This is a genomic window from Streptomyces sp. NBC_01351 (genome assembly GCF_036237315.1).
GTDB lineage: Bacteria > Actinomycetota > Actinomycetes > Streptomycetales > Streptomycetaceae > Streptomyces.
The window spans coordinates 111,511-138,079 of sequence record NZ_CP108358.1; the positions used below are offsets into that span (position 1 = coordinate 111,511).

Below are 26,569 nucleotides of genomic sequence, written 5' to 3' on the forward strand. Positions count from 1 at the left end.
GTTGCCGCTGCCGGTGCCGGTGCCAGTGCCGGTCTCCGAGCGTCGACGACCGCGCTGGAGGACGGCTGGAGCGGCTGCCCCGTCCGGGCCTGCAGGTACGGGAAGGAGACGGCCTAGTGGCCCTCGGCGTAGCGCTTGGCGAAGGTGAGGGTGGCGGTGCTGTTGCGGCCCAGTGCCGTACGGACGTACGCGCGCGCCGAGCGGACGTCGGCGTCCTCCCCGAGCACGGCGGTGATGGCGTCCTCGCGCAGGACGACGCTGTGCTGGGCGGTGGCGGTGGTGCCGTGCGCGTCGCCGGTCAGCGTCCAGGAGCCGGTGTGGGCCTCCATCAGGGCGGGGGTGCGGGTCTGCTTGTAGACGATGCGGTGGTGTTCGGGGAAGCAGACGCGTACCGAATCGGTGGTGTGCTCGGCCCCGTCCGCCGTCAGCGTGTCCATCGACATCACCTGCACCGGCCCGTCTTCGGTCACGTCGAGCCGGGAGACGTGCGGGAGCAGCTTCGGCCACTCCTCGACCCGCTCCAGGAAGGTGTAGACGGCCTCGGGCGGCGCCGCCACGTGGACGGTGTCCTCGAAGGACATCACCAGGGCGTCGAGCCGTCCCCAGCGCTCGCCGAGCCGGGCGATGTTGCCGAGTTCGGCGCGGCTGTTGGTGTCGGTGGCCCGGTTCACCCAGGCCACGTCCTCGGCACGGTCGCCGGCCACGGAGAACTCGTGCAGGAGCGTCAGCCGGGAGCGTTCGGCGCCCAGCGCCTCCACGGCCCAGGTGCCGGTCATCGCCGACAGCGGGGCGGCGGGCACCTCCTGGCGGAACTCGATCCGGCGGGCGGCCGCGTCGAGCCGGCGGCGGGAGGTCCATGAGGTGGCGCGGCCGTTGGCCGTGGCCCAGATCGCCAGGTGCTCGTTCACTCCGTCGAAGGCGAGCCGTTCCACGTGGACGTTGGGCGGGAAGTACAGCGGCCACTTGGCGGCGTCGGCGATGAGGCCGTAGACCACGCCCGCGGGGGCGGCGACCTCGGTCGTGTGGGAGGTGCGGTGGAGGCGCCCGGCCTCGGGTGCGGAGGTCGGGGAGGTGGCGGAGGTGGCGGAGGTGGCGGAGGTCGTCATCAGAAGTTCCCCAGCCCGCCGCAGACGTTGAGCGCCTGGGCCGTGATCGATGCCGCGAGCGGCGTGGTCAGGTAGCCCACCAGGGCGGCGACCTCCTCGGGGGTCGAGTAGCGGCCCAGCGGGATCTTCGCCTCGAACTCCTCCAGGACCTCTTCCTCGGTCTTGTTCCAGACGCCCGCGTACCCGGCGCGCACCCGGGCGGCCATCGGCGTTTCGACGTATCCGGGGCAGACGGCGTTGACGGTGGTGCCGGTCGTCGCGAGCTCCTTGCCGAGCGACTTGGTGAAGCCGATGACGGCGTGCTTGGAGGCCGTGTACGGGGCGGCGAGCACCACGCCCTGCTTGCCGGCGGTGGAGGCGATGTTGATGACGCGGCCGTAGGGGCCGGTGCCGAGGCCGCCGCTGCGCAGCGCCTCGCGGGTCACCAGGAACACGCTGTTGAGGTTGGTGTCGATGACGTCGTGCCACAGCTCGTCGGTGAGTTCGGCGGTGCGGCCGCCGCCGCTGCGCCCGGCGTTGTTGACGAGGACGTTGAGGGGCCCGAAGGTCTCGACGGCCGCCGCGACGAGCGCTTCGACGTCCTTCTTGACGCGGACGTCGGCAGCCGCGCCCTCCACTTCCAGGCCCTCGGCCCGCAGGTCCTCGACGGTCTGCTTGACGGCTGCCGCGTCGCGGGCGCAGATGAAGACGCGGTGGCCGCGCCGGCCCAGGTCCCGGGCCACGGCCAGGCCGATGCCGCTGGTCGCGCCGGTGACCAGGGCCACGGGGGTGGCGGGCACCGCCTCGTCAGTCGTCGCCGTCGTCGCCGTCATCGTCGTCCCTCCAGGACTCGGGTCGTTGTCCTGACCGTGTCCCGGGCCGCTGGGGACCGGTTCGAGGAGTGGTGGAGGAGTACTGGACCGAGCGCGGCCAGGGCCTCTTCCAGCCGCCGCCTGGTGAGCCGGCGGCCGCTCGCCGCCAGGTAGCCGTCGGGGCGGATCAGCACCCAGCCGCCGGAGGCGAGGCCCAGCGCGTCGCGCAGCGCTCCGTCCGGGTCGGGCAGCGGTTCGGGCGCACTGCCCGCGGGGGCGCCGACGGCCCGGACGGAGAGCCAGTCCGCGGCGGCGGAGGCGGCGGCCTCGGCGGTCGCGCCGGCTCCTTCGCCCTCGCCGTATCCGCCGCCGTGTCCGTCGCCGTCGGGCGCGTACAGCAGTGTCCAGCGGGTGTCGCGGAGTTCGGCGTGCAGGGCGGTGGCCGCGGGGCCCTCGGGGAGGGCGGCCGCGATGGCGGCGGCGCGCGATCCGGCGGGCGCGCGCAGGCCGCCGTCGGCGCCGGTCAGCGGGGAGTCGGGGTAGCCGAGGAGCAGCCCGGACATGCCGCCGAGCACCTTGCGCTGGATGGCGCGGCGCAGCGGCGGGGCGGAGCGCACGACGGAGAAGACGACGGGGAGCATCACGCCGGCGAGGTGGTTCTTGAGTTGCACGAGGAAGGTCGCCTGCTTGGTCGAGCCGAGCAGCTTGCGCCCGACGGGTACCCGTTCCTCCCCGTACGTGGCGAGCAGGTCCCGGCCCGCGTGGCCGTGCGCCGCCATGGCGAGCTTCCAGGCGAGGTTGTAGGCCTCCTGGATGCCGGTGTTCATGCCCTGGCCGGAGGCGGGGCTGTGCACGTGCGCCGCGTCGCCGGCGACGAAGACGCGGCCTTCGTGCATACGGGGCACCATGCGCTGCTGGAAGGTGAAGACGGAGGTCCACTCGGGCTGCCCGACGCGGACCTCGCGGCCCAGTCCGGCGCTGAGCCGCTGGGAGAAGCGTTCGGCGCTCTCGCGGTCGTGGGCGGCGCCGGTGGTGCCGGGGCGGGCGGTGGGGGCGGTGTCGAGCAGCCGCCAGTGGCCCTCGCGCTGGTAGGGGACCATCATCAGGGCCTGGCCGCCGGTGTGCACCCAGTAGATGGTGTCGGGCGGCAGGTCGAACTCGACGTCCGCGTCGGCCAGTTCCCAGGTTTCGCTGGACTCGCCGATCAGCTCCAGCCCGAGTTCCTTGCGTACGGTGCTGTGGCCGCCGTCGCAGCCGACGAGCCAGCCGGTCCCGTACTCCTCCACGCGGCCGTCGGCGTGCTCCAGGCGGGCCCGTACGCCGTGTTCGTCCTGGTCGAGGCCGGTCAGCCGGACGCCCCATTCGGGGGCGACGCCGAGCCGGGCGCAGGCCTCGCGCAGCAGTTGCTCGGTGCGGGTCTGCGCGATGACGACGGTGAAGGGGAAGCGGGTGGGCATCGAGGAGTAGTCGGCCTCCAGGCGCACCAGGCGGCGGCCGCCGGCGTACATGGTGAATGCCTTGTTGTGCCGGCCGCTCGCGAGGACCGGTTCGGCCACGCCCATCTGGTCGAAGGTCTCCAGGGTGCGCGGGTGGACGGCGACCGCGCGGCTGGTGCGGGCCGGTCCGGGCGCGGCGTCGACGAGGCGTACGCGGATGCCGCGACGGGCCAGTTCGTGGGCGGCGGTCAGGCCGACGGGCCCCGCTCCCACGACGAGCACCGAGGCCTGGTCGGACGTCACCATGGCGGTCACTCTCTCTCGGGTCGGTTCCGGTGTCTCAGGCAGCGGCTTCGACGGCGGCGAGGCCCTGCAGGGCCTGGCGCAGTCGGCGCCGCTCGGGCTTGCCCACGGGCGTGCGGGGCACGGCGTCGACGACCTCGACGCGGCGGATCCGCTCGAAGCGGGCCAGGCGCCGGTTCGCGCCGTCCACGATCGAGTCGAGGGTGTCGAGGAGGCGGGGCTCGTACGGTTCGCGCAGGACGATCCCGGCCCAGGTGACGGCGCCGTGGACGGGGTCGGGCCAGCCCGTGACCACGCAGTCGGCCACCCTCGGGTCCTCGGCGAGGACGCTCTCGACGGCGGTGGGCGAGACGAGTTCGTTGTCGTACTTGAAGACGTCCCCGATGCGGTCCACGAGGAACAGCTCGCCGTCCGCGTCCAGGTGGCCGATGTCCCCGGTGGACAGCCAGCCCTCGGCGTCGATCCCGGTGTCTTCGTCCCCGTCCAGGTAGCCGGCCATCAGCTGGGGTCCGCGGACCTGGACCTCGCCGGTGGTGTGCGCGCCCAGCGGCTGCCGGCCGTCCAGGTCCACGATGCGGCATTCGGTGCCGGGCACGGCCCGGCCGACGGAGCCGGCGGGCCCGCCGTCGGGGCTCTGGCAGTGGGCGAGCGGGGACAGTTCGGCCATCCCGTAGCCCTGGACGACGGGTACGCCGAGCCGGTCGGCGAGTGCGCCGGCCGTGGCGGGTGCGAGCGCGGTGCCTCCGGAGAGGACCGCCGTGAGCGCGGCCCCGGCGGGGACGCCCTCGGTGCCCGGGCCGGCCTGCGCGAGCTGCCCGGCGAGGCGGTGCAGGCGGGCGGGCAGCCCGTAGTAGTGGGTGGCGCCGGTGCGGGCGGCGAGGGCGAGGGAGGCCAGCGGGTCGGGGTCGGTGCACAGGACCTGGGTGGCGCCCGCGAACACGGCCGAGTTCAGGTGCATGGTGTGGAAGAGCGGCAGGTGGTTGAGGGTGACGGAGCCGTCGCCCAGGCGGTGGGCGGCCGCGGTCTGCGCGGCGTTCGCCACCAGATTGCGGTGGGTGAGCCGGACCCCGCGGGGCCGTCCCGTCGTACCGGTGGTGAACTGGACGCAGGCGTCGGCGTCGAGGTCGGCCACGGGGAAGCCGCCGGGCGGCGTCCCGGCCGGCTCCGCGGGGAGCTCATCGAGTGCGACCACCGCGCGCAGCGCGGGCAGCCGGTCGCGCAGCCCCGCGAGCAGTTCGGCGGTGGCGGCGGGCACGAAGGCGACCTCGATGCCGGCGGCCGCGAAGACGTGCAGCAGCCCCGCCTCCTTGATCAGCGGGTTGACGAGTACGGCGGTGTTGCCGCTGCGCACCGCTCCGTAGTAGGCGGCGGGGAACTCCCGCCCCAGCGCGTTGCCCACCCCGATCCGCGCCCCCGGGCCACCGGCCAGGCGCGCGGCGCAGGCGGCGAACCGGTCGGCGAGCGCGTCGAGTTCGGCGAAGGAGACGGCCCCTGCCTCCGTACGCAGCGCACACCCGTCCGGATCCCGCTCGGCGGCACGGCGCAGCAGGCCGTCGAGGGGCAGCTGCGGGTACGTGATGGAGCTCGGCACGGCACGGCCCTCCTCGTCGGACGTGCCCCCACCCTCGGAGGGGGCGCTTGAGAAGGATTCGAAGCGGGCTCGATGTCCGGTGCAGAAGCTGTGCGGTATGACCCCGACCACGACGATCGACGCAATGGACCAGGCGGCGCGCGAGCAGGCGGAGTTCGGCGTCCTCTACGCCGGGATCCAGCAGTTCTACGCGCACCAGATGCAGCTCTTCGACTCGTTCCGGGCCGAGTCGTGGGCCGCGACGTTCACCGAGGAGGCCATCTTCGACGTCCCGACGCTGCCGGAGCCGGTACGCGGGCGGGACGCGCTGGCCGTGTGCGTACGCCACAACGAGGAGCTGGCGCAGCGCACCGGCGAGCGGCTGCGGCACTGGCTGGGCATGCTCGACGTACAGCCCCGCCCCGACGGCACGGTCCACGTGCGCGCCTACGCGCTGGTGTACATGACCCCGCGCGACGGCATCCCGAAGGTGCACCGGGTCTGCGTCATGCAGGACACCCTGGTCCGCCGCCGCGGCCACTGGCGCACGGCCCACCGCGTGGTCTCCCGCGACGACCTGGCGTAGCCGGCCCGGCGGCGCGGGCGCGGGGCGGGCCCCGGGGGAGGGCTCCGAGGATCTCGGAGCCCTCCCCCGGGGTTCGGCGTGTCAGTTTCCGCCCGAGGGCGTTTCGGGTTGCGTTTCGGGTTGCGCGTGGAGGATCTCGCGGGCCTGTTCCGCGGCGCGGGTGATGCTCTCGCCGACGAAGTCGAGGAAGCGGGCGATGTTTTCGAGGCGGACGGCGGCCGGGGTGTCGGGGCCCAGGACGCCGACGCCCTGACGTGCCGTTTCGGCGAGTTGGGCAGTGCCTTGGGCGCTGGCGACCATCGACTGGTACCAGACGTCGTTGTCGGCGACGTAGCGCTCGCGGCGGCGTTCGTCGCGTTCCCGGCGGACGAGGCCCTGGCCTTCGAGGAACGCGATCGCCTTGGAGATGGACGCGGGGCTGACCTGGAGCCGCTGCACGAGTTCGGCGGCGGTGAGGCTGCCCGCGTCGGAGGTGTAGAGGCAGGTCAGCACGCGGGCCATCATCTTCGGCGTACCCGTTGCTATGAGGACGGTGGTGAACGTCTCCTCGTACTCGCGCACCGCCTCGGCGTCACGCCCGTGGGGCTGCGGGGGCGCGTCCGACCCCCGGGGTGCGGCCTGCCTGCGCCGGTGGGCGCGGCGTTCGGTGGCCCGGTGGGCCAGGTCGGCGCGGTAGGCGGTGGGGCCGCCGTTGCGCATCACCTCGCGCGTGATGGTCGAGGTGGGGCGTTCGAGCCGTCTGGCGATCTCCGCGTAGGCGAGGCCGTCGGCCAGTCCCAGCGCGATCTGCTGACGTTCCTGCTGGGTGAGTCTGCCTCCCGGCATCGCGATCTCCTTCGTGGTCCTCGGGTGCCCCCACTATAGCGTTCACTCGCCGTCTATTGCAACGCACAACCGGCAACCATTGCGTTGAATTCAAAGCCATTGCAACACTTTCTGGCTTCCGACCTGCATAAATTCAATACCTACGCAACGAACACGTTGCTCGATCCTTGAATGCAACGTAGCTTTTCCCTCATCGGAAAGAACGCATCCAAGGAGCAGACAATGCAGAACTTCAAGACCCCCGCCCCGATCGCCGCCGTCCTCGACATCCCCGCCGGCCACATCCGGTTCATCGCCGCGGACCGCGCCGACACCACCGTCGAGATCCTCCCCGCGAACTCCTCGAAGAGCAGCGACGTGAAGGCCGCGGAGCAGACCACGGTCGAGTACCTCGACGGCGTCCTGCGGATCGCGGCCGCACCGGCCAAGAACCGGATCCTCGGCAACTCCGGCTCGGTCGAGGTGACCGTCCAGCTCCCCGCCGGCTCCCGCGTCGAGGCGAAGACGGCCACCGCCGAGTTCCGCGGCGTCGGACGCCTCGGCGACGTCACCTACGACAGCGCGCACGGCACGGTCAAGCTCGACGAGACCGCCGGCGCCCACCTCACCCTGCAGGCCGGCGACGTCACGGTCGGCCGCCTGGGCGGCCCCGCCGAAATCAGCACCCAGAAGGGCGACATCACCATCGCCGAGGCCCGCCGCGGCACGGTCGAACTGAACACCCAGGCCGGCGACGTGACCGTCGGCGCCGCCCGCGGAGTCTCCGCCTCCCTCGACGCCGGCACGAGCTACGGCCGCATCAGCAACGCCCTCACCAACACCGAAGGCGCCGCGGCCGGCCTGAACATCCGCGCCACCACCGCCTACGGCAACATCACCGCCCGCAGCATCTAGCAGCCGCCCGCCCCAGCCTCAGAAGGAGTACCCCTCATGACCACCCTGGCCATCGCGGCGAACGGTCTGCGCAAGTCCTACGGCGACAAGGTCGTGCTCGATGGCGTCGACCTGGCCGTCCCCGAAGGAACGATCTTCTCCCTCCTGGGCCCGAACGGCGCCGGCAAGACCACCGCCGTGAAGATCCTCTCCACCCTCGTCTCCGCCGACCCGGGCACCGGCACCATCCACATCGGCGGCCACGACCTGGCCGCCGCCCCCCAGGCGGTGCGTGCCGCGATCGGTGTCACGGGCCAGTTCTCCGCGGTCGACGGCCTGATCACCGGCGAGGAGAACATGCTCCTCATGGCGGACCTCCACCACCTCTCCCGCAGCGAGGGCCGCCGGGTCACCGCCGAACTCCTCGAACGCTTCGACCTCGTCGAGGCCGCGAAGAAGCCCGCCTCCACCTACTCCGGCGGCATGAAGCGCCGACTCGACATCGCCATGACCCTCGTCGGCAGCCCGCGAATCATCTTCCTCGACGAACCCACCACCGGCCTCGACCCCCGCTCCCGCCACAACATGTGGCAGATCATCCGCGAACTGGTCACCACCGGCGTCACCGTCTTCCTCACCACCCAATACCTCGAAGAAGCCGACGAACTCGCCGACCGCATCGCCGTCCTCAACAACGGCAAGATCGCCGCCCAGGGCACCGCCGACGAACTCAAGCGCCTCATCCCCGGCGGCCACATCCGCCTCCGCTTCACCCACCCGGCCGACTACCGCAACGCCACCCACACCCTGCACGACGCCTCCCGCAACGACGAAGCCCTCACCCTCCAAATCCCCAGCGACGGCAGCCAGCGCGACCTGCGCACCATCCTCGACCGGCTCGACACCGCCGGCATCGAAGCCGACGAACTCACCGTCCACACCCCCGACCTCGACGACGTGTTCTTCGCCCTCACCGGCACCACCACCGTCCCCACCCAGTCCAAGGAGACAGTCCGATGAGCACCCTCTCCCTCGCCGTCCGCGACTCCTCCACGATGCTGCGCCGCAACCTCCTGCACGCGCGCCGCTACCCGTCGCTCACCCTGAACCTGCTGCTCACGCCGGTCATGCTGCTGCTGCTCTTCGTCTACATCTTCGGCGACACCATGAGCGCGGGCATCGGCGGCGGCGGCCGCTCCGCGTACATCGCGTACATCGTTCCGGGCCTCCTGCTGATGACCATCGGCAGCACCACGATCGGGACCGCGGTGTCCGTCTCCACGGACATGTCGGAGGGCATCATCGCCCGCTTCCGCACAATGGCCATCCACCGCCCTTCGGTTCTCGTCGGACACGTCGTCGGCAGCGTGCTGCAGTGCGTGATGAGCGTGGTCCTCGTCGGCGCCGTCGGCGTGGCCATCGGCTTCCGCTCCACGAACGCCACCGTCCTGGAATGGTTCGCAGCATTCGGACTGCTCGTCCTCTTCGCCCTCGCCCTCACCTGGATCGCGGTCGGCATGGGCCTGATCAGCCCGAACGCGGAGGCCGCCAGCAACAACGCGATGCCGCTGATCTTCCTGCCGCTGATCTCCAGCGCCTTCGTCCCGGTCCACTCCATGCCGGGCTGGTTCCAGCCGATCGCCGAGTACCAGCCCTTCACCCCGGCCATCGAAACCCTGCGCGGCCTCCTGCTCGGCACCGAGATCGGCCACAACGGCTGGCTGGCCGTGGCCTGGTGCCTGGGCCTCACGGTCCTCGGCTACTTCTGGTCGACTGCGAAGTTCAACGCCGACGCGAAGTAACCGCCGTGACCCCGCGGGTCCACCTCCCGCAACGCGTCCGCCCGCCGGCGGCGTACACCGACACCACGTCGAGGTACGCCGCCGGTTTCGTGTGCGGGGAGGGGTCCGGTCCGGGCAGTCGTGGTGAATCAGGCCTCAGGCGGGTAGCACGCCCCGCAGTGCACGTTTCGGGGTGCACGGGTTTCCGGGTCGACCATGATGGTCACTCCCAGCCCGTGAGGGCAGACGCGCCGGGGCCGCTTGCCGGGCCGGCGCTCGACCCGGTTCGCGCTCCAGCTCGCCACCATGCTGCTGAACCGGGGATCAACCCACAGTCCCCGCCCCGCCTCTCCGTCTTCGCTCACCGCAACTCCTTCCTCGCGGAACGTAGTCGACTGTAGAGGCGCGGAAGCGGTTCAGGCGACTGGCGGGGCAGCACAACCCGACCCGCCCTCGGTGCACTCGCTGTGCATGCAGTCCCCGGCGTGAATCTCCGTGTCCGCCAGCGGTCCCCACAGGTACGCGTCCGGCTCGTACCCGGCGTCCCGGATCGCCTCCATCGTGCGGTCGAGTGTGTCGGCGTCGCGGCGCAGCGTCTTGGGACCCTCGGGGCGGTGGTCAACGAAGCGGCCGAGTCCCGAACACAGCTCGCGGTACATGGCCGTGTGGAGGATGAGCGCGTGCCAGCCCATGTCGACGAGCTTGGAGGGGCGCAGGTGGCGTCCCGAGGACCGGCATGCCGCGGCGGTGAATTTCAGTGCCTCGTCGACGATCCGGATGGCGAGGGACTCGTCGACGCCGTCGTTCTCGCGCTGTACGAGGTGCACCGCGCGGCTGAAGCCGTCGGCGGACAGCAGGTGACGTGCGGACGCTGCCAGGGTGGGGGTAGCCATCTCGTTCCCTTCGTTCAGTGGGTGGGCGCCGAAGGCGATCGCGCCGAGGACGACAGTCACGGTCACGGTCACGACGTGCAGAAACTGCAGGCGTCAGTCGTTCACTGGCCGGCTGCCGCGATGTTGCTGACGGCAGTCGAAATCTCACGGCCGTTGGCTCCACGGATGTAGGCCAGTTCGACCCAGCGCTCGATGGCCGTCGCGGACACGTTCTCGTTGACCACGGCCATCAGCTCGCCCTCGATGCCAGACGCGATGTCGCGTACGTGACGTCTCAGCAGGGGGTGCGGTACGTACTCGTACGCCTCAGGCATCAGCCAGATCCTCGACGTTGCCGATGAAGCGCTCCCAGCCGACGAGTGCACGGTTGAGGAGATCGGCGCTGGGCTCGCGTACGGCGAGCAGGCCGGGGATCAGGTAGTCCGGGGTGTCGATGGACAGTACGCCGTGGGCGTCCGGGCATCGAATCGTACGGTCGGCCACGGGGACACTCCCTACCGTCGTCAGCGGGTGGAGACACCAGCCTGACGGCCCGGGAAGCCAAGAACGCTCACAGTTTTGTGAGTGCTACAGCCCTGCCCAGCGGGCCATTCCGCCCAGACTGTCGGGGGCCCGCCGCGACATGTGCACCAGGCCGCGGATCGTGGCCCGGGTGCCCGCCAGATGGCGAGTCTGTTCCGGCGCCACTTGCCGCGCCTGTGCCAAGTACTTCAGCGACGTCTTCGGAGAGCCTGCCTCCATCTCCACCAGTGCCCGGTCCACCAGGTAGCGGGCGCGCCGCGACGTCAGCATCGACTGCGGCAGCGTCAGTGACCGCGCCTGGCCGAGAGCCTCGTCGAAGCTGCGCATCGCGATCGAAGCGCCGAGCTGGTGCAGCTCGACGTTGAACCGCCCGAAGCTGAGCCAGTGCACATCGCCGGCCTCACCGCCGACGCGGTCCGCGAGCTCCCGGGCGGCGGCGAGGTGCGTTGCCACTGCCGCAGCGTCCTCGTTCTTCGCGGCCACCGTGGCCAGGCCGAGATGGAGTTGCCCGGTGACCGCGAGCGCTTCCCTGCTCGTCTCCCCGGCCAGGAGGCGCTGCCCCGACGTGATCAGCGGCGCGCTCATCGCGCACCGCCACAAGGTGGCGCGCTTGTACCGCTGTACCGACTCGATGCACGGATCCGACGCCCGGACCGCGGCCCAGCCCATCCGGTCCAGAGCGACGCGGGCGAGGTCCGGGTAGTCCAACTTCAGCGCCACGTCGTGGGCGGTCCGGTACGCCGAGGCGAGGGCCCGCCACATCTCCGTCGACGGCTCCGTCCATACGGTGTGGGTCAGTTCCACTATCAGGGTGGGCAGAGCCTTCGCCGCCGCGCGCAGATGGGCGGCCCGCACCTGCCGGCACAAGGCGTCCGCCCGGGCGATCAGCTCCGGTGCCGGCCGGACCGCTGTGAGATCGGGGTGCGGTCCAAGGTCGTACCGGTCGAGGGCTTCCCGGATCGGTGCGACGAGCACGTGCAGCCGCTCAGGGGGCAGCGGTGTCACGGCGGGCTGTCCCGTCAGCTTGGACGTCTCCACCCCGAGCTCCTGCGCCACAGCCGCCACGAAGCCGGGAGTCGCGGGGCGCGGCGCACTCGACCTGGTTGAGGAGGCTGAGGCTGTACGGGATCCGGTCGGCCAGCTCGCGTTGCGTCAGCCGCTTCAAGCGCCGCTGTTCCCGGATCCGGGAACCGGTGTGGTCATCGTCAGGTAGAGGCATACCGGTCTCCGTCCAAGACTCGTCATCAAGGACGGTATCCGCGCTGCGGATGCGCCGGGTGCGCGTTCACCCCGACTCCACACGGATCGGGGACGACTGCATAGGCTCGGGCGCCATGACGACGAGGACTCTCTACCTGCTCTGTTCGGCCGCCCCGCCCGTCTTCGAGATCGCCGGTGTGGTGGAGGAGGCGCAGCGCCGCGGCTGGGACGTGTGCCTCGGTCTGACGCCCGCGGCCGCCGACTGGCTGGAGGACGGCCTGCCCGGGCTGGCTGCTCTGACGGGCCATCCGGTCCGTACGCGGTACAAGCGGCCAGGCGGTCCCGACGTGTGGCCGGCCGCGGACGCGGTGCTCGTCGCCCCCGCGACGACGAACACGATCAACCGGTGGGCGCTGGGCATCACCGACACGTGGCTCGTGGGGTTCGTCGCAGAGGCGATCGGCAAGGGCATCCCCATGGCGGTGATGCCGTGCGTGAACTCGGCGTACGCACAGCACCCGCAACTGCCGCTGTCGCTTGAGACCCTCCGGACGGCCGGGGTCCGGGTGCTGTACGGACCGGGAGGATTCGAGCCGAACCAGCCCGGGGAGAAGCGGCCGTACCCATGGAGTGCCGCGTTGGACACCGTGGACGGCTTTGCGCCGGCGGGCGAGGCCTAGAACGCGCGAAGGCGCCGCCCGCGCAGGAGCGTTACGGGTTCCCAGCCGGTCAGCTTCCGGTCCCGCAGGAACAGGTCGTCGGACTGCGGCAGCGGGGTGCCGCCCCGCAGCCGCGGTGACGACTGTGTACATCGCGTCAGCCGGTTACCCGCCGCAGAGGAACAACCACGCGTCGGCCGGTGGCCTTCGTACCCAGACGGAAGAACTTCACCTGGCCCTCCTTGTGCGTGAACTCCACCCACCCTTCCGCCTCCAGCTCGCGCCGGGTTCGGGAGAAGTGTGAGGCGGGAACGCCGACGATCTCAGCCAGCTCGGCGGCCGTCATCTCCACGGAGTGGTCCATCCCGCCGAAGATCGCGTAGGTCATCAGCAGGTTCTGCTTGAGATGCGACAGTCCGCTTATCCGCAGACGCAGAGCTTCGAGCTCGGGGTACGGGCTTTGGCGTGACATGGCGTTTGTCCTTCGGTGCTGCGTCGGGTCTCCCCGGGAGAGTCGGCAGGTGATAGGCGTCAGCCAGTTCCGACTGCGCTTCGCCGGTGAGGCTGGACACTATGTGGGGGCTGGCCCGGTATCTGATCGTGCGACCCACTGTCTCGGCGACGAGGAAGATCTTGTTCTCAGCCAGCTTCTTCGCGATCCTCCTCGTTCCCTGCGGCGTCAGCCCAAGGTACGCGGCGGTCTCCACGGCCGTGGCTCCACCCTGCTCGTACGTCTGGATGGCGCAGTAGAAGAACACCCGGAAGTCGTCGCCGGTCAGGCCGGAGTCCTTGCTCAGCATCGCCATCACCCGAGCAAAGGAGAACTGCCCGAACCGGCCGCCGAGGTTGTACGAGCGGCGCGAAGGTTCGTCTTCCCACAGCACGTACTGTTCACCGGTCTGCGTGTTGGTCAGCCCCCTGCGGGTGCTGCGCGGATTCCTCGGCAACTTCCGACCCCCGACTCTGCGATCCGAACCCTTAAACATTACCGCAGACGTCATGTCGTCAGTGGTAACTGAACGAATCCTACGGTTCCCTCACGTACCACTGATGACATGACCACACACGCCATGTAATGGCATCCTAGGATGCCGATATAGGCATCGCAGGATGCCTATCCGAATCGAATATTCGCAGGTCAACGCCCTGCGGGGGCTGCGCGCTCTAAGGGCATCTTCAGGAACGCCAACACCTGTCGACCCATGCCACCCACACCTCAAGCTTCAGCAGCAAGGATCATGCAACGGCATGCCCCTGCGCGTGCCTCCGTCGTGGGCTGAGGTTCGCGGGGTCCCGGCCCCGCACGCGGACAGGGGCTTCCCCCAGGTTGGCGGACGCTGCTCGCCCCATCGCTCCGCGACGGCGCTCCCAGGTGGGTCCACCGCCCGGCAGCCATCAGGGCTCGCCGCCGGGGCCGGGGAGCGCGAGCAATCGATGGAGTGGCTGATACCGGGGTCGGCTGATGCCCACATGGCCGCCGGTGCCCGCATGACCGGCATCGTCGGGGCTCGCTTTCTGTGGTTGCCGTTCCGACGTGGTGCGTGGCGATCCCCGTGCTGCGCGCGGCGGCAGGCCGACCCCGCAGGTAGGGGGGTGACAGCTGATCGTTTCTTCTTACCCCGCCCGGGTGACGCATCGTGTCCGCCGCCGCCATGCCGGGCAGGCGCCCTCCCGACGGACACGACGCGACACAGGAGGAGGGTCTATGGCGACGGTCGAGAACAGGACCAACGGCGAGACGGCATTTCACGGGGTGTCCACCGGTGACACCACCGCCGTCCACGGCCAGGGCGGAGCCGTCGGTGTCCGGGGGGACGGCAGCACGTGGCACGGGGTCGTCGGTATCAGTGCGAGCGCGATGGCCGCAGGGGTGTCCGGCAGCAACACCGACGGCGGGCCCGGTGTGATCGGTGAGAGCAGCAACTGGATGGGGGTGTACGGGAAGACCGACAGCACGACCGGCGGGGCCGGCGTGATGGGCGAGGGGGTCGCGGGCGGTCCCGGGGTGATCGGGAAGAGCCTGCACTGGCACGGCGTGTACGGAGAGACCAGCTCCCCGGCCGCCACGGGCGCCGCCGCGGTCTGGGGCGAGAACAAGGCCGACGGCTCGGGGGTCGTCGGTCAGAGCCTCAACGGTGTGGGCGTGTTCGGCACGAGCAAGCACGGTCCCGCCGGAGTCTTCCAGGGGAAGGTGGCCGTCAACGGCGACCTCGAAGTCACCGGGGACATCCGGCTCGTCGGCGGCGACCTCGCCGAGCTCTTCGAGACCCGGCCCGCGGCGCAGGGCTGTGAGCCGGGGACGCTCATGTGCCTCGACGACGACGGCCGGATCACTCCCAGCGAGCGCGCCTACGACACGAGGGCGATCGGGATCGTCGCCGGAGCCGGCTCCTACCGGCCGGGGCTCGTCCTCGACTCCCGGTGCGGGGAGGACGCCCGGCCCATCGCCATGGTCGGCAAGACGTACTGCCGGGTCGACGCCTCGTTCGGGGCGATCGCGGTGGGCGACCTCCTCACCTCCTCCCCCACTCCCGGACACGCGATGAAGGCCTCCGACACGTCACGGGCCCTGGGCGCCGTGGTCGGCAAGGCGCTGGCCCCGATGGCGGACGGCGCGGGGCTGCTGCCCGTCGTCGTGACGCTGCAGTAGGGGAGGGCGGGTTCATGTCGCGCAAGCCGCCCACGATCACCGTCCAGTACCTCAAGGGCGACGGATCGCTGCACCTGGAATGGGATCTCGACCGGTTCTTCCCGGACCCCGAGGACCCCGACGAGGTCTGGATCGAGTTGCCCGCCGGTCCCGTCACCGGCCCCATGGACGGTCGCGAGGTACGGGAGATCGACCTGCCCGCGTCCACGGTCCAGCCGTACGCCGGCACCGTGCTGGGCGGCTCCGTGGTCTTCAAGTGGACCGGCCCGCCGGACGATGTGCAGGGCAGCGCCTTCGCCATCGCGCTCCCGGGCGGCGGGAGCCCCGCGCCTCCCGCCCAGGTCCCCTTCGTGCCGCAGCTGCAGGTCCTCGCCCGGGAACCGAAGACCCTGCGGAACGAGAACCGGATCACCATCGGCTGGGCCTCGTACTCCTACAACAAGGGCAACATCTTCTGGGGGCCGGCGGACCAGCCCCGGCTCCACACCCACAACATCGACCCGCACGGTGCGAAGTACTCGGGAACGTTCACCACTGACCGGCCGCTGCGGCCCCGTACCGCGTACAGGTTCACCGTGCAGGTCACCAACGGCTTCGAACACCGGACCGTCGAAGCCGAGATCACGGCGACCAGTGCCGCGAACCACATCTCGGTACGCCAGTTCCTCCGCGAGAGCGGAGTCCCCACCCCAACGGGGCTCCGTGGCGCCCTTCGCGGCGCGCGCAGCCTGCGAGCCTCGATGGGCTGACGGCCACGACGCCGAGCACCCGGTGGGCGGGCGGGCTCTCCGGCTGCCTGCCTGCCTGCCCGCCGGGACGGGGCGTCAGACGACGGAGAGCCGGTCCACCAGCAGTTCCACCCTCTGCTCGGTGTGCTCCGGCGGCAGTCGTCCGGCCCGGGTCAGGGTGGCCTGCCCGTGCAGGGCCGCCCAGAACGTCTCGGTGAACAGCCCCGGGTGGACGCCGTCCCCGGCGACCTCGCCGAGGCTCTCCAGCAGCGCGGCGAAGGCGTCCTTGAGAGGTTCCGGGGTGTCCTCCTGCGCGAACGCCAGACCGCCGTCGAGCTGGAACATGGCCTCGTAGACCGCCGGGTTGCGTACGGCGAAGTCGAGGTAGGCGTGGGCGAGGGCGTACACCCGCTCGCGCGGGCCGTCCGCGGCGGCGGTCGCGGCGCGCACCGCCGCGGCCATCTCCGCGGCGCCCTCCAGGGCGACGGCGCCGATGATCTCCCGTTTGCCGCGGAAGTGGCTGTAGAGGACGGGCTGGCTGTATTCGATGCGCTCGGCGAGCTTGCGGGTGGTGACCGCGTCCCAGCCCTGATGCTCGGCGAGTTCGCGGGCCGTCGCCACGATGAGTCGTTCGCGCTCCGCCCGTTCGCGCTGCTTGCGTTCCTGTACCGACATGATTCGATCCTAGCATCGCTAGACAAGCGAGCGGCAGTAGTACTAGCGTTGCCTCATCACCTAGCGGCGCTAGATACCAGAGGGGTCGTCATGCTCAACGCACTCGAGGTCGTCACCACCGTGGTCGTCGGCGTGATGGTGGGGGTGGAGTTCTCCGTCGCCTTCATCATGAGCCGGATCCTCAACGCACTCCCGGAGGACAGCGGCCAACTCGGCCATGCCCACGGGGGCCGGATGCTCGGCGCCGTGATGCCGGTCTGGTACATCGGCTCGCTCGTCCTCGTCGTGGCCTGGGCCATCGCCGGATGGCACCAGCACGGCACCGGCCTCGTCGTCACCGCCGGCGCACTGCTGATGCTCAGCGTGGTCATGTCGGTCCTGCTGCTCGTCCCGATCAACAACCTGAACAAGACGTGGACCCCTGAGACCCGGCCCGCCGACTGGAAGCAGCAGTTGCACCGCTGGGAACGCTTCCACTACGTCCGCGTCGCCGTGATCATCGCCGCCTTCACCCTGCTGGTCGCCGCCCTCGCCTGAGCCACACGACTCGGCAAGCTCCACGAAGTTCACCAAGCTGACGAAGACTCGCAAGGAGAAGAACCATGTCGCTGAAGAAGATCAACACCGTCCTGGCCGCCACCTTCATCCTCTTCATCCTCTGGTTCGGGACGGGGTACATCCTGAGCCCGGAGACGACGGCGCCGGGCTACGGCCTGCCGAGCTGGCCGTCCGGCGACGGCGGCGGCTTCCTGGTCATCAAGGGAATCCGCGACGTCGTCCTGGCCCTGGTCCTGGGCATCCTGCTGGTGACGGGCCACCGCCGGGCGCTGGGCTGGGCGCTGCTGGTGGAGGCCTTCGCCGCGTACGGCGACATGGCCAACGTGCTGGCCCACCACGGCTCCGTGGCCACCGCGCTCCTGGTCCACGGCCTGACCGCGACGCTGATGGTGGTCAACGGCCTGCTGATCATGCGCGAGACCCGCAAGGTCGCGGCCGCTCCGGCGATGCCCACCCTGCAGCCCGCCCCGCAGCCCGCCTGATCCCATCGGTGTCCCGGGCACCCGAGATCAATAGCGCCGGAACCCCAGGATGCCCGCGAGCGATACGGCGAAGCCACAGTGGGCGACGACCAGGAAGCCCCATTCCAGGGCCCTCATGCGCCAGTTGCTCCGGGCCAGGAGGCGCCACTCGTACGCCAGGAACCCGACGGCGACGACGAACAGCGGAGCCCAGAGCAGAGCCCACCAGGACCAGACGCCGCCGAAGCGGAGCACGGCGGAGACCACGGCGAAGAGCAGCATCGCCAAAGACCATCCCGGTTTCTGCTTCTGCTCTCTGGGGTGCGAAGGCCGGCTCACGTCTCATGTCCTCTCGTGTTGCGGGCGGGAGACGGAGCAAAGGGGCGCGACCGCGCCAACTCCCCCCGAGACGTACGGTCTTGCGAAAAGGTAGCCCGACTCCGCTGCCGATCGATCGACGAGCACAATGATCAAGCCATGGGCGACACGCCACGGAGCCCTTTGCTTCGCATCTGTTGGCGCCCACCAGGCCAGAAACAGGGATCGAACAGGGGTCGGGCCTCAGACCCGCCTCACCAGCAGCGCGCTGTGCGTGCCGCCGAAGCCGCTGCCCACCGTGAGGGCCGTCGAGATGCGCTGCTCGCGGGCCGTGACCGGGGTGTAGTCGAGGTCGCAGACCGGGTCCGGCTCGTACAGGTTCGCCGTCGGCGGGACCACGCCGTGTTCGACGGCCAGCAGGCAGGCGGCCACCGCCAGGGCGCCGAGTGCGCCCAGGGAGTAGCCGATCATCGAGGCGACCGCGCTGACCGGTACCTCGTGCGCGTGGGTGCCCAGGGCGCGCTTGAGGGCGGCCGTCTCGTGTACGTCGCCGGTGCGGGTGCCCGAGCCGTGCGCGGCTACGTGGTCCACGGCGCCGGGGTCCAGGCGGGCCTCGTTCAGCGCGGCGCGGACGGCCTCCGCGAGGTCGGCGCCGCCGGTGCGCAGGGCGGTCATGTGGAAGGCGCTGCTGCGGGAGCCGAACCCGGCGATCTCGCCGTACACATGGGCTCCGCGGCGTCGCGCGTGTTCGAGTTCCTCCACGACGAGGAGGGCCGCGCCCTCGCCCAGTACGAACCCGTCACGGGTGCGGTCGAAGGGGCGGGCGGCCCCCGCCGGGTCGTCGTTGCGGTGGTGGGAGGCGATGCGTACGGCGTCGAAGGAGGCCAGCGTCATCGGGGAGATGGGCGCCTCGCTGGCCCCGGCGAGCATCACGTCGGCGGTGCCCTCGCGGATCAGGTCGACGGCGTGCCCGATGGCGTCGAGGCCCGAGGTGCAGCCGCTGGACAGGAGCGACACCGGGCCCTGGGCGCCGGCGGTACGGGCGACCTCGGCCGCCATCGAGGAGGGGACGAAGTAGTCGTACAGCCGCTCCGCCGAACGGACCGGGGCGCGGCCGGCAAGAGTGCCTGTGGCCGCCGTCGCGAACTCGCGGTCGAGGGAGCTCGCGCAGCCGAGCGCGCTGCCCAGGCACACCCCGCGGCGCAGCGGATCCGCCGCCCCGGTCACCCCGGTGAGCCCACTGTCGGCCAGTGCCTCCCGCGCCCCCGCCACCGCGAACTGCGCCACCCGGTCGAGCCGGAGGGCCTCGGTGAGGCTGAGCCCGCGGGCCAGCTCGTCGAACTCGGCCTCCGCGGCCACCTGCGAGCGGAACCCGGAGGGGTCGAAGCGGGTCAGCGCCCCCGTGGCGGTGCGCCCGGAGGTGAGCAGGTCCCAGTACCCCCGCACCCCGGTCCCGCCCGGGGCCACGACGCCCAGACCGGTGACGACGGCCCGCCTCACCGGCGCCTCACCCCGGCCCCGGCAGGCCCGGCCGCCGCAGGCACGGCCCCCGCAGGCCCGGTCGCCGCCAGCCTCTCCACGACCCGTGCGGCCCGCCCGATCAGGCGCGGCAGGGCCCGGTCGCGTACGAAGAAGTGCCCGCCGGGCAGGGTCCGGTGGGCGAACGGGCCGGTGGTCCAGCGGGCCCAGCCCGCCACGACCTCGGGGGTGACCAGGGGGTCCTCGCGCCCCGCGACCGCCAGGATCGGCACCGGGAGCGGACGGGGAGCCGCGGTACGACCGGCGGCGGCCGTGCGCAGCGCTCCCGCGAGCCGGAGGTCGTCGCGCAGGACCGGGAAGACCATGCGGTGCCAGACGTCGCCGGGTTCGGTGCCGGCGGGCACCGCGTCGAAGGTGTCGAGGAGCCGCAGGAGGGCGGTGTCGGGCAGGTCGGCGGAGGCGGCGAGCGCGGCGGGCCCGTCGGGCGGGGGCGCGGCGCCGATGGCGAGCAGGGCGGGCAGCGGCAGTCCGCGTTCGTGCAGGTGGCGGGTGAGGGCGTGGGCGACCATGCCGCCGAGGCTGTGTCCGTACAGCACGTACGGTTCGGACGGCAAGGACGGTTCCTGCGCCCGCGCGAGCGATTCCACCAGCGGGGCGAGGTCCTCCAGCAAGGCGGCCGGGTCGGTCACCCGTGCCTCGCCGCGACGTGCGTCCCGCCCGGGCAGCAGCCACGCGTCGGGCTCCACGCCCGGTCCGATCAGCTTCGGCCAGAGGTGGAAGGCCGAGACACCGGCCCCCGCGTGCGCGAAGCACCACACCCGTACGCCCATGCTCGTGCCCTTCCCGTGTCGGTCGGGCCGCTCAGGCCGCGTACAGGTTGAAGGTCGAGCCTCCCCGCGGTCCGGCGACCACGTCAAGGGCCGGGTCGACCGCGAGCATCGCGTGGTGCAGCCGCTGGAGCTGGGGCGAGGGTTCCACGCCGAGGTCCTCGATCAGCCGTGCCCGCATTCTGCGGTAGATGTCGAGGGCGGTTGCCTGGCGGCCCGAGCGGTAGAAGGCCACCATCGCCTGCGAGTGCAGTCCCTCGTGCTGCGGATGGCGGGCGATCAGGTCCTTGAGCTCGGCGAGGAGTTCGGTGTGCCGGCCGAGGCGCAGGTCTGCGTCGATGCGCCGCTCGGTGGTGACGATCCGGCTCTCCTCCAGGCGCATGACCTCGATCTCCAGGATCGGCCCGACCCGTACGTCGACCAGGGCGTTGCCCTGCCACAGCGAGAGGGCCCGGCGCAGCATCGTGGCCGCGGAGTTGTCGTCCCCCTGCTCGAAGGCGCTCTGGCCGCGCGTCACCAGCTGCTCGTACTCGTGGACGTCGACGGATTCCGGGGATATCTGCAGGAGGTAGCCGCCGTGACGGGTGGCGAGCACCTCCTTGGCATTGCCCGGGGCCCCCGGTCCCATGGCGGTGCCGAGGCGTCGGCGCAGCTGGAGTATGTACGTCTGGAGGGTGGTGAGTGCACTGTGTGGCAGCTGCGTCCCCCATATTTCTTCCATCAGTGTCGGGACCGGCATGACCCGGCCGGGGTAGAGCGCGAGCAGGGCCAGGATCTGGCGCGGCTTTCGGGCGGTCGGAACAATCGAGCCCCCGTTGACCTCGGCACTCAACGGACCCAGAACCTGAATCTGCATGGTCTCCTCCGTCACTTTCGTCGAGTTCCCCTCGATTTCCAGCCTTGACCCGTGCACGGTAGCGGGCCTCCGCGAATAACCTCCGGAAGCTTGAGCAGCCGTCGAGTGCGCTTCCAATTCGCCTACTGTTATCGGGAGTTGCTGCTGACGGAGGGCGTATGCGGAAGGGCGGGCAACGCATTTCCCCATTGCCATCCGCCCTTCGACCGACGCTTGAATTCCCCTGGAACGGGGGGCGGTTTCAGGTCAACCGCAGGACGCGTGGCGCGGGGCGGGCCCACGGGAATCCCTGCCTCAGGTGCACGGCCTGCGGGCCGACCTCCTGCAGGCCGGTCACCGACGGTTCGATGCGGACGGCGACCGCGGCGAGCATCTCCGGCACCGGCTCGAACTCCAGGAAGTGCCAGCGGTCCTTCCCGCCTTCTCCGTCCACGCCACCCTCGCCGTCCACGGTGAGGGTGAGCGTGCCGCGCTCGTCGGATCGCCTGAAGGTGTACGTGGACAGGGGCGCGGCCGGGCCGGACGCAGCGGGCCCCTGCGCCGCCGGCCCCTGCGCGCCGCCGGGTGCGCACGCCTTCGCGTACGCCTGCCTGAGCGTCCACAGCCGCAGCGCGCGCCGGGTGCGCGAACGCCCCGCGGGCACCTCGGCGATCCACTCCCGCTCCGCCCGCGGGAATCCCTCGACGATGCTCTCCAGGGCCGCCGCACTCCGGCCGAGGTGCTCCAGGTCCACGCCGATGCGGTGGCCCCGGGCCACGCCGACGAGGGTGTGGCCGTGCGTGCGGGCCAGGTTGAAGTCGAGCGCGCCGCCCCCGCGCGGCAGTCCTCCCGGCGGCGGCTGGAGGTGGGGCCGGCCGTGCGGGGAGCGTCGTAGGACGGCCTCCGCCTCGGGGATCCCGGTCTCCAGGGCCAGCACCCGGCGCAGCAGGGTGTGGGCCACGAGGTACTGGCGCCGGTCGCGTTCGAAGAGGAAGCGGGAGGCGGTCTCCCGCTCGTGCTCGTCGAGCCAGTGGGCGGCGAGGGTCGCGGAGACCGCCGGGGCGAGGTCCGCGTCGGGGCAGAACCAGAGACTGACGCTCACCGGCCGGCGCTCACCGCGCCGGCAGCCACAGCGCGCTGCGCAGCAGGGCGGACGGCGGGATCGGTACGGATACGGCCCCGGCGCCGGGTGCCGCCTCCAGCGCGGCCCAGTCCACGTCCACCCCGGCCAGCCACAGGTCGCGCAGCTGCCCGAGCCGGCCGCCGTGCCAGAGGGCGGCGAGGTAGCCGGCGGTCTCGGGCGCCCGGCCCAGCCCCATCGGGTCCCGGTGCCCGCCGCGCAGGTCCGCACACGGTGCTTCGGACTCCTCCAGGACCCGTACGAGCTCCTCCACGCCGTGCACGACGAAGGCGAGCCGGCAGTCCATGGCCGCGCGCCCGGTGCGCAGTCCGCGGGCCACCGCCGCGAGCCCGGGCACCTCGTACCCCGCTCGCAGCCACTCCCCCAGCCGCCGCGCCGTGGCCTGCGCGTGGGCCGGGGTCGGGCCGGACACCAGCACCAGTTCCCCGCGTCCGGCCGCGCGGTCGCGGGCCTGCGGCGCCTGGTCCGGGTGCTCCCCCGCGTACTCCTCCAGCACCACCTGGGCGTCCACTCCGCCGGCGCCGCGCAGGCCCACGACCGCGCGGCGGGGCACGGACGGGGCCAGGCGGTTCGAGGGGTCCGCCGCAGCCGAGGCAGCCGACGCGCCCGCCGCGTCCGCCGCGTCCGACGGCTCGGGGCGGTTCCACGGTGCGGCGACCTCGCGGCCCGGGGCGGGTACCAGGACTCCGTGGCGGAGCTGGAGGACGGCCCGGGTGAGCAGCGCCAGTCCGGTGGCCGGGCCGCACTCCCCGACCGAGGGCCGCGCGCACGGTGCCGTTTCCCGCAGGTCCGTTGCGCGCAGGGCCGTTTCCCGCAGGGCCGTTTCCGCCTCGCTGCCGGCCCCGGCCCGCGCGAGGGCCGCCGCGAGCGCCACCCCGTCGCGCGCGTGCGACGCCGCGCTGCCGCGTACGACGGCGTGCACGGTGTCGCCGTCCGCGAGGGCCCGGTCGAGCGGCTTCAGCAGCAGCGCCCCCACGCCCTCGCCCGCCGCGCCCGCGCCGCCCGCGCCGGGCCGCCGGCTCCAGGGGTGCAGCAGCAGGTGGACGCCCCCGACCAGGGCGGCCGCGCACTCCCCTCGTTCCAGGGAGGCGAGCGCGAGGTGCACGGCGGTCGGCACCGAGGCCTCGGCGGTGTCCACGCACTGGCTGGGCCCCGTCAGGCCGAGCACCCGGGAGACTCCGTTGGCGATGTCCCAGTGACCGCCGCGCGAGGCCGCGCCCGCCTCGGCGGCGAGCATCGGCCAGTCGCCGGCTCCCGCGCCGACGAACACCCCGACGTTGCGCGGGGTTCCGTCCGGGGCGCGCAGTGCGTCGAGCCGGCTGCCGGTGCATCCGCCGTCCTCGAAGGCCTCCCAGGCCGTCTCCAGCAGCAGGCGCTCCCGGGGGTCGGTCAGGGCGGCCTCCTGCGGGTCGAGCCCGAAGAACTCCGCGTCGAACTCCCCCACCCGCTCCAGGTAGTGGCCCGGTTCCGTACCGGGCCGGCCGGGCGGCGGCGCGGCGGCGGTGTCCCGGCCGGCACGGAGCAGGTGCCAGTACGCCGCCAGGTCGGGGGCCCCCGGATAGCGGCCGGCCATCCCGACGACGGCCACGGGGGCCGCCCGCCCGGGCAGCTCCCGCGCGGGCGGGGCGTACGGCGTGACCTGCGTGCCCGAAGTGACCGGCGCGACGGGCGCGACCGGCACGACCGAAGCAGCCGAAGTGACCGGCGTGGCCAGGTGGTCCGGGAGCCCGGGCGCGGCGGTGCCCAGGCCCGCGATGGACGGCGCCAGCAGCGCGACCGCCTGTCTCCGGTCCAGCGTCCCGTCCTTGAACCGGGTCAGGATCTCCCGCTCGTCCATCGCGCCCCCCGTCTCCCCGTCTCCCGTCAGACCTGGGCCCTGCGGGGCAACAGGAGGAGCGCCTCGGCCACGCTGAGCCGCCCGTCGTGCAGGGCGTCCAGCAACAGTTCGAGTTCGCGTACGGCCGGCGGCGTCGTCCGGGCCCCCGTCCGCTGCGCCACGAACGCCGCGAGCGCGTCGAGCGTCGGGTGGTCGTGCAGCACCACGGCCCGTTCGTTCAGGCCGAAGACGCGGTTGACGACGGCGACGAACTCGGCCCCGAGGAGCGAGTCCACCCCGAGCCGCGGGAACGGGGTGTCCGCGTCCACGTCCCAGCTGTCGCAGCACAGGATCGCGGTGAGCTGCTCGCGCAACACGTCCACGATCTCCATGCCGGGAACGCCGGGGACGCCGAGCACGGCGTGGCCTGCCTCGACAACGGGCCTGGCCTCAACAGCCTTACCGGCCACGGCCACGCCCCCCTCCGCCGACTCCGCCGCCCGTGCCACCTCCCGGGCGAAGGCCGCCGGCGTGGGGTGGTCGTACAGGTCGCCGGCGCACAGGCCGGTCCCGTACCGGGCGTTGAGCACGGCCAGGAACTCGGCGATCAGCAGCGAGTCGAGGCCGAGGAACTGGAAGGTCTGCTCGGGGTCGATCCTCTGCCGGTCGACCCGCAGTACGTCGCCGAGCACCCCGATGAGGTCGGGCAGCACGTCGGCGGCACGGGGCGGAGCGGAACGGTCGTTCGTCATCGGTGTCTCCTCATCGGTGACTCCTCATCCGTAACTCCTCATCCCTGACCCCTCCGAACCGGCGCCGATACGGGTCAGCCGGCGCTGCCCGGGAATCCGTGCGCGTACGTGGCCGCGGGCGCCCCCGTACGGAAGCCACCCGCCGCGCCCTCGGGTACGAGTCCGGGCAGCAGCAGGGTCCACAGCGCGGCCACCCTGCGCTGGAGTTCCGCGCCCGGCATTCCGGTGCCCGCCAGCACCTCGATCCCGCACACGGCCGCGGCGACGAGCGATTCGGCGCTCTCCCAGGAGCACCCTTCGCGCAGTTCGCCCGCGTCCCGGGCCTGGCGCAGCAGGCCGCAGGCCGCCGTGAGCCAGACGCGGTGGAAGTCGGTGACCCCCACCCCGGTGCCCGCGCACTCCTTGGTGATCCGGAAGCTGGCGGGCACGGCCGGCTCGTCGAGCAGGGCGTGGGCCAGCCAGTGCGTCGCGTCGACCAGGGCCTGCAGGGGAGAGAGCCCGGATCCGCGCAGCGCGCGCAGGGATTCGTCCAGCAGGGCGCAGCCCCGCTGCTGCACGGCCTCGGCGAGTTCGTCCTTGGAGGCGAAGTGGAAGTAGAGGGCGCCCTTGGTCACGCCGGCGGATGCGGCGATCCCGCCGAGCGTCGCGTGCGCGTAGCCGTGGCGGTGGAAGGCTTCGGCCCCGGCGTGGACGAGTTTGCGGCGGGTCCGCTCGGAGCGTTCCTGCACTGCGGCGCCGCCCGGTCCGGTGGTCCGGCTCCGCGGCCCTGCCGCGGTCCGGGCCGGCGTCCTGGCTGCGGTCATGGCCGGCGTCCTCGCGCGTGCGGCCATGTCAGCCCACGCGTACCAGACGTCCGCCGCCCGCCTCCGGCACCTCGGACGGGCCGTCGGGGCTCGCCATGAGGATGGAGCGCTGCAGGCGGCGCAGCGAAGTGGAGGGTTCGAGGCCCAGTTCCCGTACGAGGGTCGCGCGCAGCCGCTGGTAGACGTCGAGGGCCTCGCCGCGGCGGCCGGAGCGGTGCAGCGCGAGCATGAACTGGCCGTGCAGGTTCTCGTGGGTGCGGTACTGGCTCACGAGCACGGTGAGTTCGGCGAGCAGCTCGCGGTGGCGGCCGAGTCTCAGGTCCGCCTCGATGCGCTGGTCGAGGGCGCAGAGCCGGGTCTCCTCCAGCCGCCGGGTCTCCATGTCCAGCTGGATTCCGCCCTGTACGTCGGCGAAGGCGGGGCCGGACCACAGGGCCAGGGCTTCGCGCAGTTTGCGGGCCGCGCCGGGGAAGTCGCCGGCGTCCATGGCCCGGTAGCCCATTCCGGAGAGCCGCTCGAACTCCCGTATGTCGCTGACGCCGCCGCCGCTGTCGAGCAGGTAGCCGCCGGGCAGCGTGACCAGTACGTCCTTGGCCGTGCGCCGCTCGCCCGTGCCCGCGCCCCCGCACTCGTCCTCACCGGGCGGACGCTGCTCCAGAGCGGCCGCGATGAGGGTCCGCAGTTGCAGCACGTAGGTCTGTAAGGTCGTCCGGGCGCTGCGCGGCGGGGTGCCCGCCCACAGTTCCTCGATGAGCGCCGATACCGGGACGACCTGGTCGGCATGGAGCGCCAGGATCGCCAGTACCTGTCGCGGCTTGGGGGCGGTCGGCGTAACGGAGATCCCCTGCTCCCGCACGGCCAGTGTGCCCAGTACTTCGATGTCCACGCCGTACTCCCCTGTCCTTGGATGAGCCGACTTCAGTTAAAAACAGGTCCCACGGTTTGTCAATACAAAACCGACCGTGCTGTTTTATATTCATG

General features: G+C 72.0%; 29 protein-coding genes. 9 read left to right on the plus strand and 20 right to left on the minus strand.

What is annotated here, in order from left to right; translation table 11 throughout:
- Positions 1–113: 113 nt before the first annotated feature.
- The 4 genes from OG625_RS40765 to OG625_RS40780 are packed head-to-tail and all read right to left on the minus strand — an operon-like array spanning position 114 to position 5,227.
- Complete coding sequence (locus OG625_RS40765; RefSeq protein WP_329391790.1) at positions 114–1,106, minus strand: aromatase/cyclase; 993 nt, start codon at positions 1,104–1,106, stop codon at positions 114–116.
- Positions 1,106–1,918 (minus strand): SDR family NAD(P)-dependent oxidoreductase, encoded by an 813-nt coding sequence (locus OG625_RS40770; RefSeq protein WP_329391791.1) that lies wholly within the window; start codon positions 1,916–1,918, stop codon positions 1,106–1,108. Before OG625_RS40770 ends, OG625_RS40765 begins: the two co-directional genes overlap by 1 nt.
- Positions 1,915–3,639: an FAD-dependent oxidoreductase gene (locus OG625_RS40775; protein ID WP_329391793.1), complete on the minus strand. Its 1,725-nt coding sequence runs from the start codon at positions 3,637–3,639 to the stop codon at positions 1,915–1,917. Before OG625_RS40775 ends, OG625_RS40770 begins: the two co-directional genes overlap by 4 nt.
- Positions 3,640–3,673: 34 nt before the next feature.
- On the minus strand, positions 3,674–5,227 hold the full coding sequence (locus OG625_RS40780) for a class I adenylate-forming enzyme family protein (protein WP_329391795.1): 1,554 nt from the start codon (positions 5,225–5,227) through the stop codon (positions 3,674–3,676).
- Positions 5,228–5,324: 97 nt separating this feature from the next.
- Between OG625_RS40780 and OG625_RS40785 the strand changes: the two genes are divergently transcribed.
- The gene (locus OG625_RS40785; RefSeq protein ID WP_329391798.1) at positions 5,325–5,792 is read left to right on the plus strand and encodes a nuclear transport factor 2 family protein; all 468 of its coding nucleotides are present in this window, start codon (positions 5,325–5,327) and stop codon (positions 5,790–5,792) included.
- A gap of 81 nt (positions 5,793–5,873) precedes the next feature.
- On the opposite strand, the gene OG625_RS40790 is transcribed toward OG625_RS40785, so the two are convergent.
- Complete coding sequence (locus tag OG625_RS40790) at positions 5,874–6,617, minus strand: GbsR/MarR family transcriptional regulator (protein WP_329391800.1); 744 nt, start codon at positions 6,615–6,617, stop codon at positions 5,874–5,876.
- 222 nt (positions 6,618–6,839) lie between these two features.
- Between OG625_RS40790 and OG625_RS40795 the strand changes: the two genes are divergently transcribed.
- Genes OG625_RS40795 through OG625_RS40805 form a run of 3 tightly spaced genes read left to right on the plus strand, consistent with a single transcriptional unit; the run spans position 6,840 to position 9,292 of the window.
- A complete protein-coding gene (locus OG625_RS40795; protein ID WP_329391802.1) occupies positions 6,840–7,511 on the plus strand; it encodes a DUF4097 family beta strand repeat-containing protein in 672 nt (223 codons plus the stop codon).
- Between the two features lie 36 nt (positions 7,512–7,547).
- Complete coding sequence (locus OG625_RS40800) at positions 7,548–8,510, plus strand: ATP-binding cassette domain-containing protein (protein ID WP_329391804.1); 963 nt, start codon at positions 7,548–7,550, stop codon at positions 8,508–8,510.
- Positions 8,507–9,292, plus strand: coding sequence for an ABC transporter permease (locus tag OG625_RS40805; protein WP_329391806.1), 786 nt, complete (start codon positions 8,507–8,509; stop codon positions 9,290–9,292). Before OG625_RS40800 ends, OG625_RS40805 begins: the two co-directional genes overlap by 4 nt.
- Positions 9,293–9,687: 395 nt before the next feature.
- On the opposite strand, the gene OG625_RS40810 is transcribed toward OG625_RS40805, so the two are convergent.
- From OG625_RS40810 to OG625_RS40825, 4 genes are all read right to left on the minus strand, one after another.
- A complete protein-coding gene (locus tag OG625_RS40810) occupies positions 9,688–10,230 on the minus strand; it encodes a glycine-rich domain-containing protein (RefSeq protein ID WP_329391809.1) in 543 nt (180 codons plus the stop codon).
- A gap of 35 nt (positions 10,231–10,265) precedes the next feature.
- Positions 10,266–10,478, minus strand: a complete 213-nt coding sequence (locus tag OG625_RS40815) for a hypothetical protein (protein WP_329391811.1) — start codon at positions 10,476–10,478, stop codon at positions 10,266–10,268.
- On the minus strand, positions 10,471–10,647 hold the full coding sequence (locus OG625_RS40820; protein WP_329391813.1) for a hypothetical protein: 177 nt from the start codon (positions 10,645–10,647) through the stop codon (positions 10,471–10,473). Before OG625_RS40820 ends, OG625_RS40815 begins: the two co-directional genes overlap by 8 nt.
- 84 nt (positions 10,648–10,731) lie before the next feature.
- Positions 10,732–11,724 carry a transcriptional regulator gene (locus tag OG625_RS40825; protein WP_329391815.1) on the minus strand — a complete coding sequence of 331 codons (993 nt, stop codon included), beginning with the start codon at positions 11,722–11,724 and terminating at the stop codon, positions 10,732–10,734.
- A 296-nt stretch (positions 11,725–12,020) separates the two neighbouring features.
- Between OG625_RS40825 and OG625_RS40830 the strand changes: the two genes are divergently transcribed.
- Entirely contained in the window at positions 12,021–12,566 is a 546-nt protein-coding gene (locus OG625_RS40830; RefSeq protein WP_329391817.1) for a flavoprotein, read from the plus strand.
- 136 nt (positions 12,567–12,702) lie between these two features.
- On the opposite strand, the gene OG625_RS40835 is transcribed toward OG625_RS40830, so the two are convergent.
- Complete coding sequence (locus tag OG625_RS40835) at positions 12,703–13,017, minus strand: winged helix-turn-helix domain-containing protein (RefSeq protein WP_329391819.1); 315 nt, start codon at positions 13,015–13,017, stop codon at positions 12,703–12,705.
- Between the two features lie 1,233 nt (positions 13,018–14,250).
- On the opposite strand from OG625_RS40835, the gene OG625_RS40840 reads away from it, so the two are divergent.
- Together OG625_RS40840 and OG625_RS40845 are read left to right on the plus strand one after the other, a co-directional pair.
- Positions 14,251–15,195, plus strand: a complete 945-nt coding sequence (locus tag OG625_RS40840; protein WP_329391821.1) for a hypothetical protein — start codon at positions 14,251–14,253, stop codon at positions 15,193–15,195.
- Positions 15,196–15,209: 14 nt separating this feature from the next.
- Positions 15,210–15,944 carry a hypothetical protein gene (locus tag OG625_RS40845; protein ID WP_329391822.1) on the plus strand — a complete coding sequence of 245 codons (735 nt, stop codon included), beginning with the start codon at positions 15,210–15,212 and terminating at the stop codon, positions 15,942–15,944.
- Between the two features lie 75 nt (positions 15,945–16,019).
- On the opposite strand, the gene OG625_RS40850 is transcribed toward OG625_RS40845, so the two are convergent.
- Positions 16,020–16,598, minus strand: coding sequence for a TetR/AcrR family transcriptional regulator (locus OG625_RS40850; RefSeq protein WP_329391825.1), 579 nt, complete (start codon positions 16,596–16,598; stop codon positions 16,020–16,022).
- A 90-nt stretch (positions 16,599–16,688) separates the two neighbouring features.
- Between OG625_RS40850 and OG625_RS40855 the strand changes: the two genes are divergently transcribed.
- Positions 16,689–17,135 (plus strand): DUF1772 domain-containing protein, encoded by a 447-nt coding sequence (locus OG625_RS40855; RefSeq protein WP_329391828.1) that lies wholly within the window; start codon positions 16,689–16,691, stop codon positions 17,133–17,135.
- 65 nt (positions 17,136–17,200) lie between these two features.
- Positions 17,201–17,638: a DUF4267 domain-containing protein gene (locus OG625_RS40860; protein ID WP_329391831.1), complete on the plus strand. Its 438-nt coding sequence runs from the start codon at positions 17,201–17,203 to the stop codon at positions 17,636–17,638.
- A 27-nt stretch (positions 17,639–17,665) separates the two neighbouring features.
- Here OG625_RS40860 and OG625_RS40865 read toward each other — a convergent pair whose 3' ends face one another.
- The 9 genes from OG625_RS40865 to OG625_RS40905 form a co-directional block, all read right to left on the minus strand.
- On the minus strand, positions 17,666–17,899 hold the full coding sequence (locus OG625_RS40865; RefSeq protein ID WP_329391833.1) for a hypothetical protein: 234 nt from the start codon (positions 17,897–17,899) through the stop codon (positions 17,666–17,668).
- Between the two features lie 279 nt (positions 17,900–18,178).
- The gene (locus OG625_RS40870; protein ID WP_329391836.1) at positions 18,179–19,435 is read right to left on the minus strand and encodes a beta-ketoacyl-[acyl-carrier-protein] synthase family protein; all 1,257 of its coding nucleotides are present in this window, start codon (positions 19,433–19,435) and stop codon (positions 18,179–18,181) included.
- Positions 19,432–20,244, minus strand: a complete 813-nt coding sequence (locus OG625_RS40875) for a thioesterase II family protein (RefSeq protein ID WP_329391838.1) — start codon at positions 20,242–20,244, stop codon at positions 19,432–19,434. The genes OG625_RS40870 and OG625_RS40875 overlap by 4 nt, the downstream gene beginning before the upstream one ends.
- A 31-nt stretch (positions 20,245–20,275) precedes the next feature.
- Positions 20,276–21,097 (minus strand): AfsR/SARP family transcriptional regulator, encoded by an 822-nt coding sequence (locus OG625_RS40880; protein WP_329391840.1) that lies wholly within the window; start codon positions 21,095–21,097, stop codon positions 20,276–20,278.
- A gap of 241 nt (positions 21,098–21,338) precedes the next feature.
- A complete protein-coding gene (locus OG625_RS40885) occupies positions 21,339–22,178 on the minus strand; it encodes a 4'-phosphopantetheinyl transferase family protein (RefSeq protein ID WP_329391843.1) in 840 nt (279 codons plus the stop codon).
- A 10-nt stretch (positions 22,179–22,188) separates the two neighbouring features.
- Positions 22,189–24,054: a beta-ketoacyl [acyl carrier protein] synthase domain-containing protein gene (locus OG625_RS40890; RefSeq protein ID WP_329391845.1), complete on the minus strand. Its 1,866-nt coding sequence runs from the start codon at positions 24,052–24,054 to the stop codon at positions 22,189–22,191.
- 26 nt (positions 24,055–24,080) lie between these two features.
- Entirely contained in the window at positions 24,081–24,785 is a 705-nt protein-coding gene (locus OG625_RS40895; RefSeq protein ID WP_329391846.1) for a phosphopantetheine-binding protein, read from the minus strand.
- Between the two features lie 74 nt (positions 24,786–24,859).
- Positions 24,860–25,588, minus strand: coding sequence for a ScbR family autoregulator-binding transcription factor (locus OG625_RS40900; RefSeq protein ID WP_329391847.1), 729 nt, complete (start codon positions 25,586–25,588; stop codon positions 24,860–24,862).
- A gap of 28 nt (positions 25,589–25,616) precedes the next feature.
- Complete coding sequence (locus OG625_RS40905) at positions 25,617–26,474, minus strand: AfsR/SARP family transcriptional regulator (protein ID WP_329391849.1); 858 nt, start codon at positions 26,472–26,474, stop codon at positions 25,617–25,619.
- Positions 26,475–26,569: the final 95 nt, after the last annotated feature.

Coding starts and splice junctions, on each gene's coding strand:
- OG625_RS40785 (WP_329391798.1), top strand. CDS start 5,325: ATGACCCCGACCACGACGATCGACGCAATGGACCAGGCGGCGCGCGAG.
- OG625_RS40830 (WP_329391817.1), top strand. CDS start 12,021: ATGACGACGAGGACTCTCTACCTGCTCTGTTCGGCCGCCCCGCCCGTC.
- OG625_RS40840 (WP_329391821.1), top strand. CDS start 14,251: ATGGCGACGGTCGAGAACAGGACCAACGGCGAGACGGCATTTCACGGG.
- OG625_RS40850 (WP_329391825.1), bottom strand. CDS start 16,598: ATGTCGGTACAGGAACGCAAGCAGCGCGAACGGGCGGAGCGCGAACGA.
- OG625_RS40815 (WP_329391811.1), bottom strand. CDS start 10,478: ATGCCTGAGGCGTACGAGTACGTACCGCACCCCCTGCTGAGACGTCAC.
- OG625_RS40765 (WP_329391790.1), bottom strand. CDS start 1,106: ATGACGACCTCCGCCACCTCCGCCACCTCCGCCACCTCCCCGACCTCC.
- OG625_RS40900 (WP_329391847.1), bottom strand. CDS start 25,588: ATGACCGCAGCCAGGACGCCGGCCCGGACCGCGGCAGGGCCGCGGAGC.
- OG625_RS40845 (WP_329391822.1), top strand. CDS start 15,210: ATGTCGCGCAAGCCGCCCACGATCACCGTCCAGTACCTCAAGGGCGAC.
- OG625_RS40805 (WP_329391806.1), top strand. CDS start 8,507: ATGAGCACCCTCTCCCTCGCCGTCCGCGACTCCTCCACGATGCTGCGC.
- OG625_RS40875 (WP_329391838.1), bottom strand. CDS start 20,244: ATGGGCGTACGGGTGTGGTGCTTCGCGCACGCGGGGGCCGGTGTCTCG.
- OG625_RS40895 (WP_329391846.1), bottom strand. CDS start 24,785: ATGACGAACGACCGTTCCGCTCCGCCCCGTGCCGCCGACGTGCTGCCC.
- OG625_RS40795 (WP_329391802.1), top strand. CDS start 6,840: ATGCAGAACTTCAAGACCCCCGCCCCGATCGCCGCCGTCCTCGACATC.
- OG625_RS40790 (WP_329391800.1), bottom strand. CDS start 6,617: ATGCCGGGAGGCAGACTCACCCAGCAGGAACGTCAGCAGATCGCGCTG.
- OG625_RS40890 (WP_329391845.1), bottom strand. CDS start 24,054: ATGGACGAGCGGGAGATCCTGACCCGGTTCAAGGACGGGACGCTGGAC.
- OG625_RS40775 (WP_329391793.1), bottom strand. CDS start 3,639: ATGGTGACGTCCGACCAGGCCTCGGTGCTCGTCGTGGGAGCGGGGCCC.
- OG625_RS40855 (WP_329391828.1), top strand. CDS start 16,689: ATGCTCAACGCACTCGAGGTCGTCACCACCGTGGTCGTCGGCGTGATG.
- OG625_RS40835 (WP_329391819.1), bottom strand. CDS start 13,017: ATGTCACGCCAAAGCCCGTACCCCGAGCTCGAAGCTCTGCGTCTGCGG.
- OG625_RS40860 (WP_329391831.1), top strand. CDS start 17,201: ATGTCGCTGAAGAAGATCAACACCGTCCTGGCCGCCACCTTCATCCTC.
- OG625_RS40800 (WP_329391804.1), top strand. CDS start 7,548: ATGACCACCCTGGCCATCGCGGCGAACGGTCTGCGCAAGTCCTACGGC.
- OG625_RS40880 (WP_329391840.1), bottom strand. CDS start 21,097: ATGCAGATTCAGGTTCTGGGTCCGTTGAGTGCCGAGGTCAACGGGGGC.
- OG625_RS40865 (WP_329391833.1), bottom strand. CDS start 17,899: ATGCTGCTCTTCGCCGTGGTCTCCGCCGTGCTCCGCTTCGGCGGCGTC.
- OG625_RS40770 (WP_329391791.1), bottom strand. CDS start 1,918: ATGACGGCGACGACGGCGACGACTGACGAGGCGGTGCCCGCCACCCCC.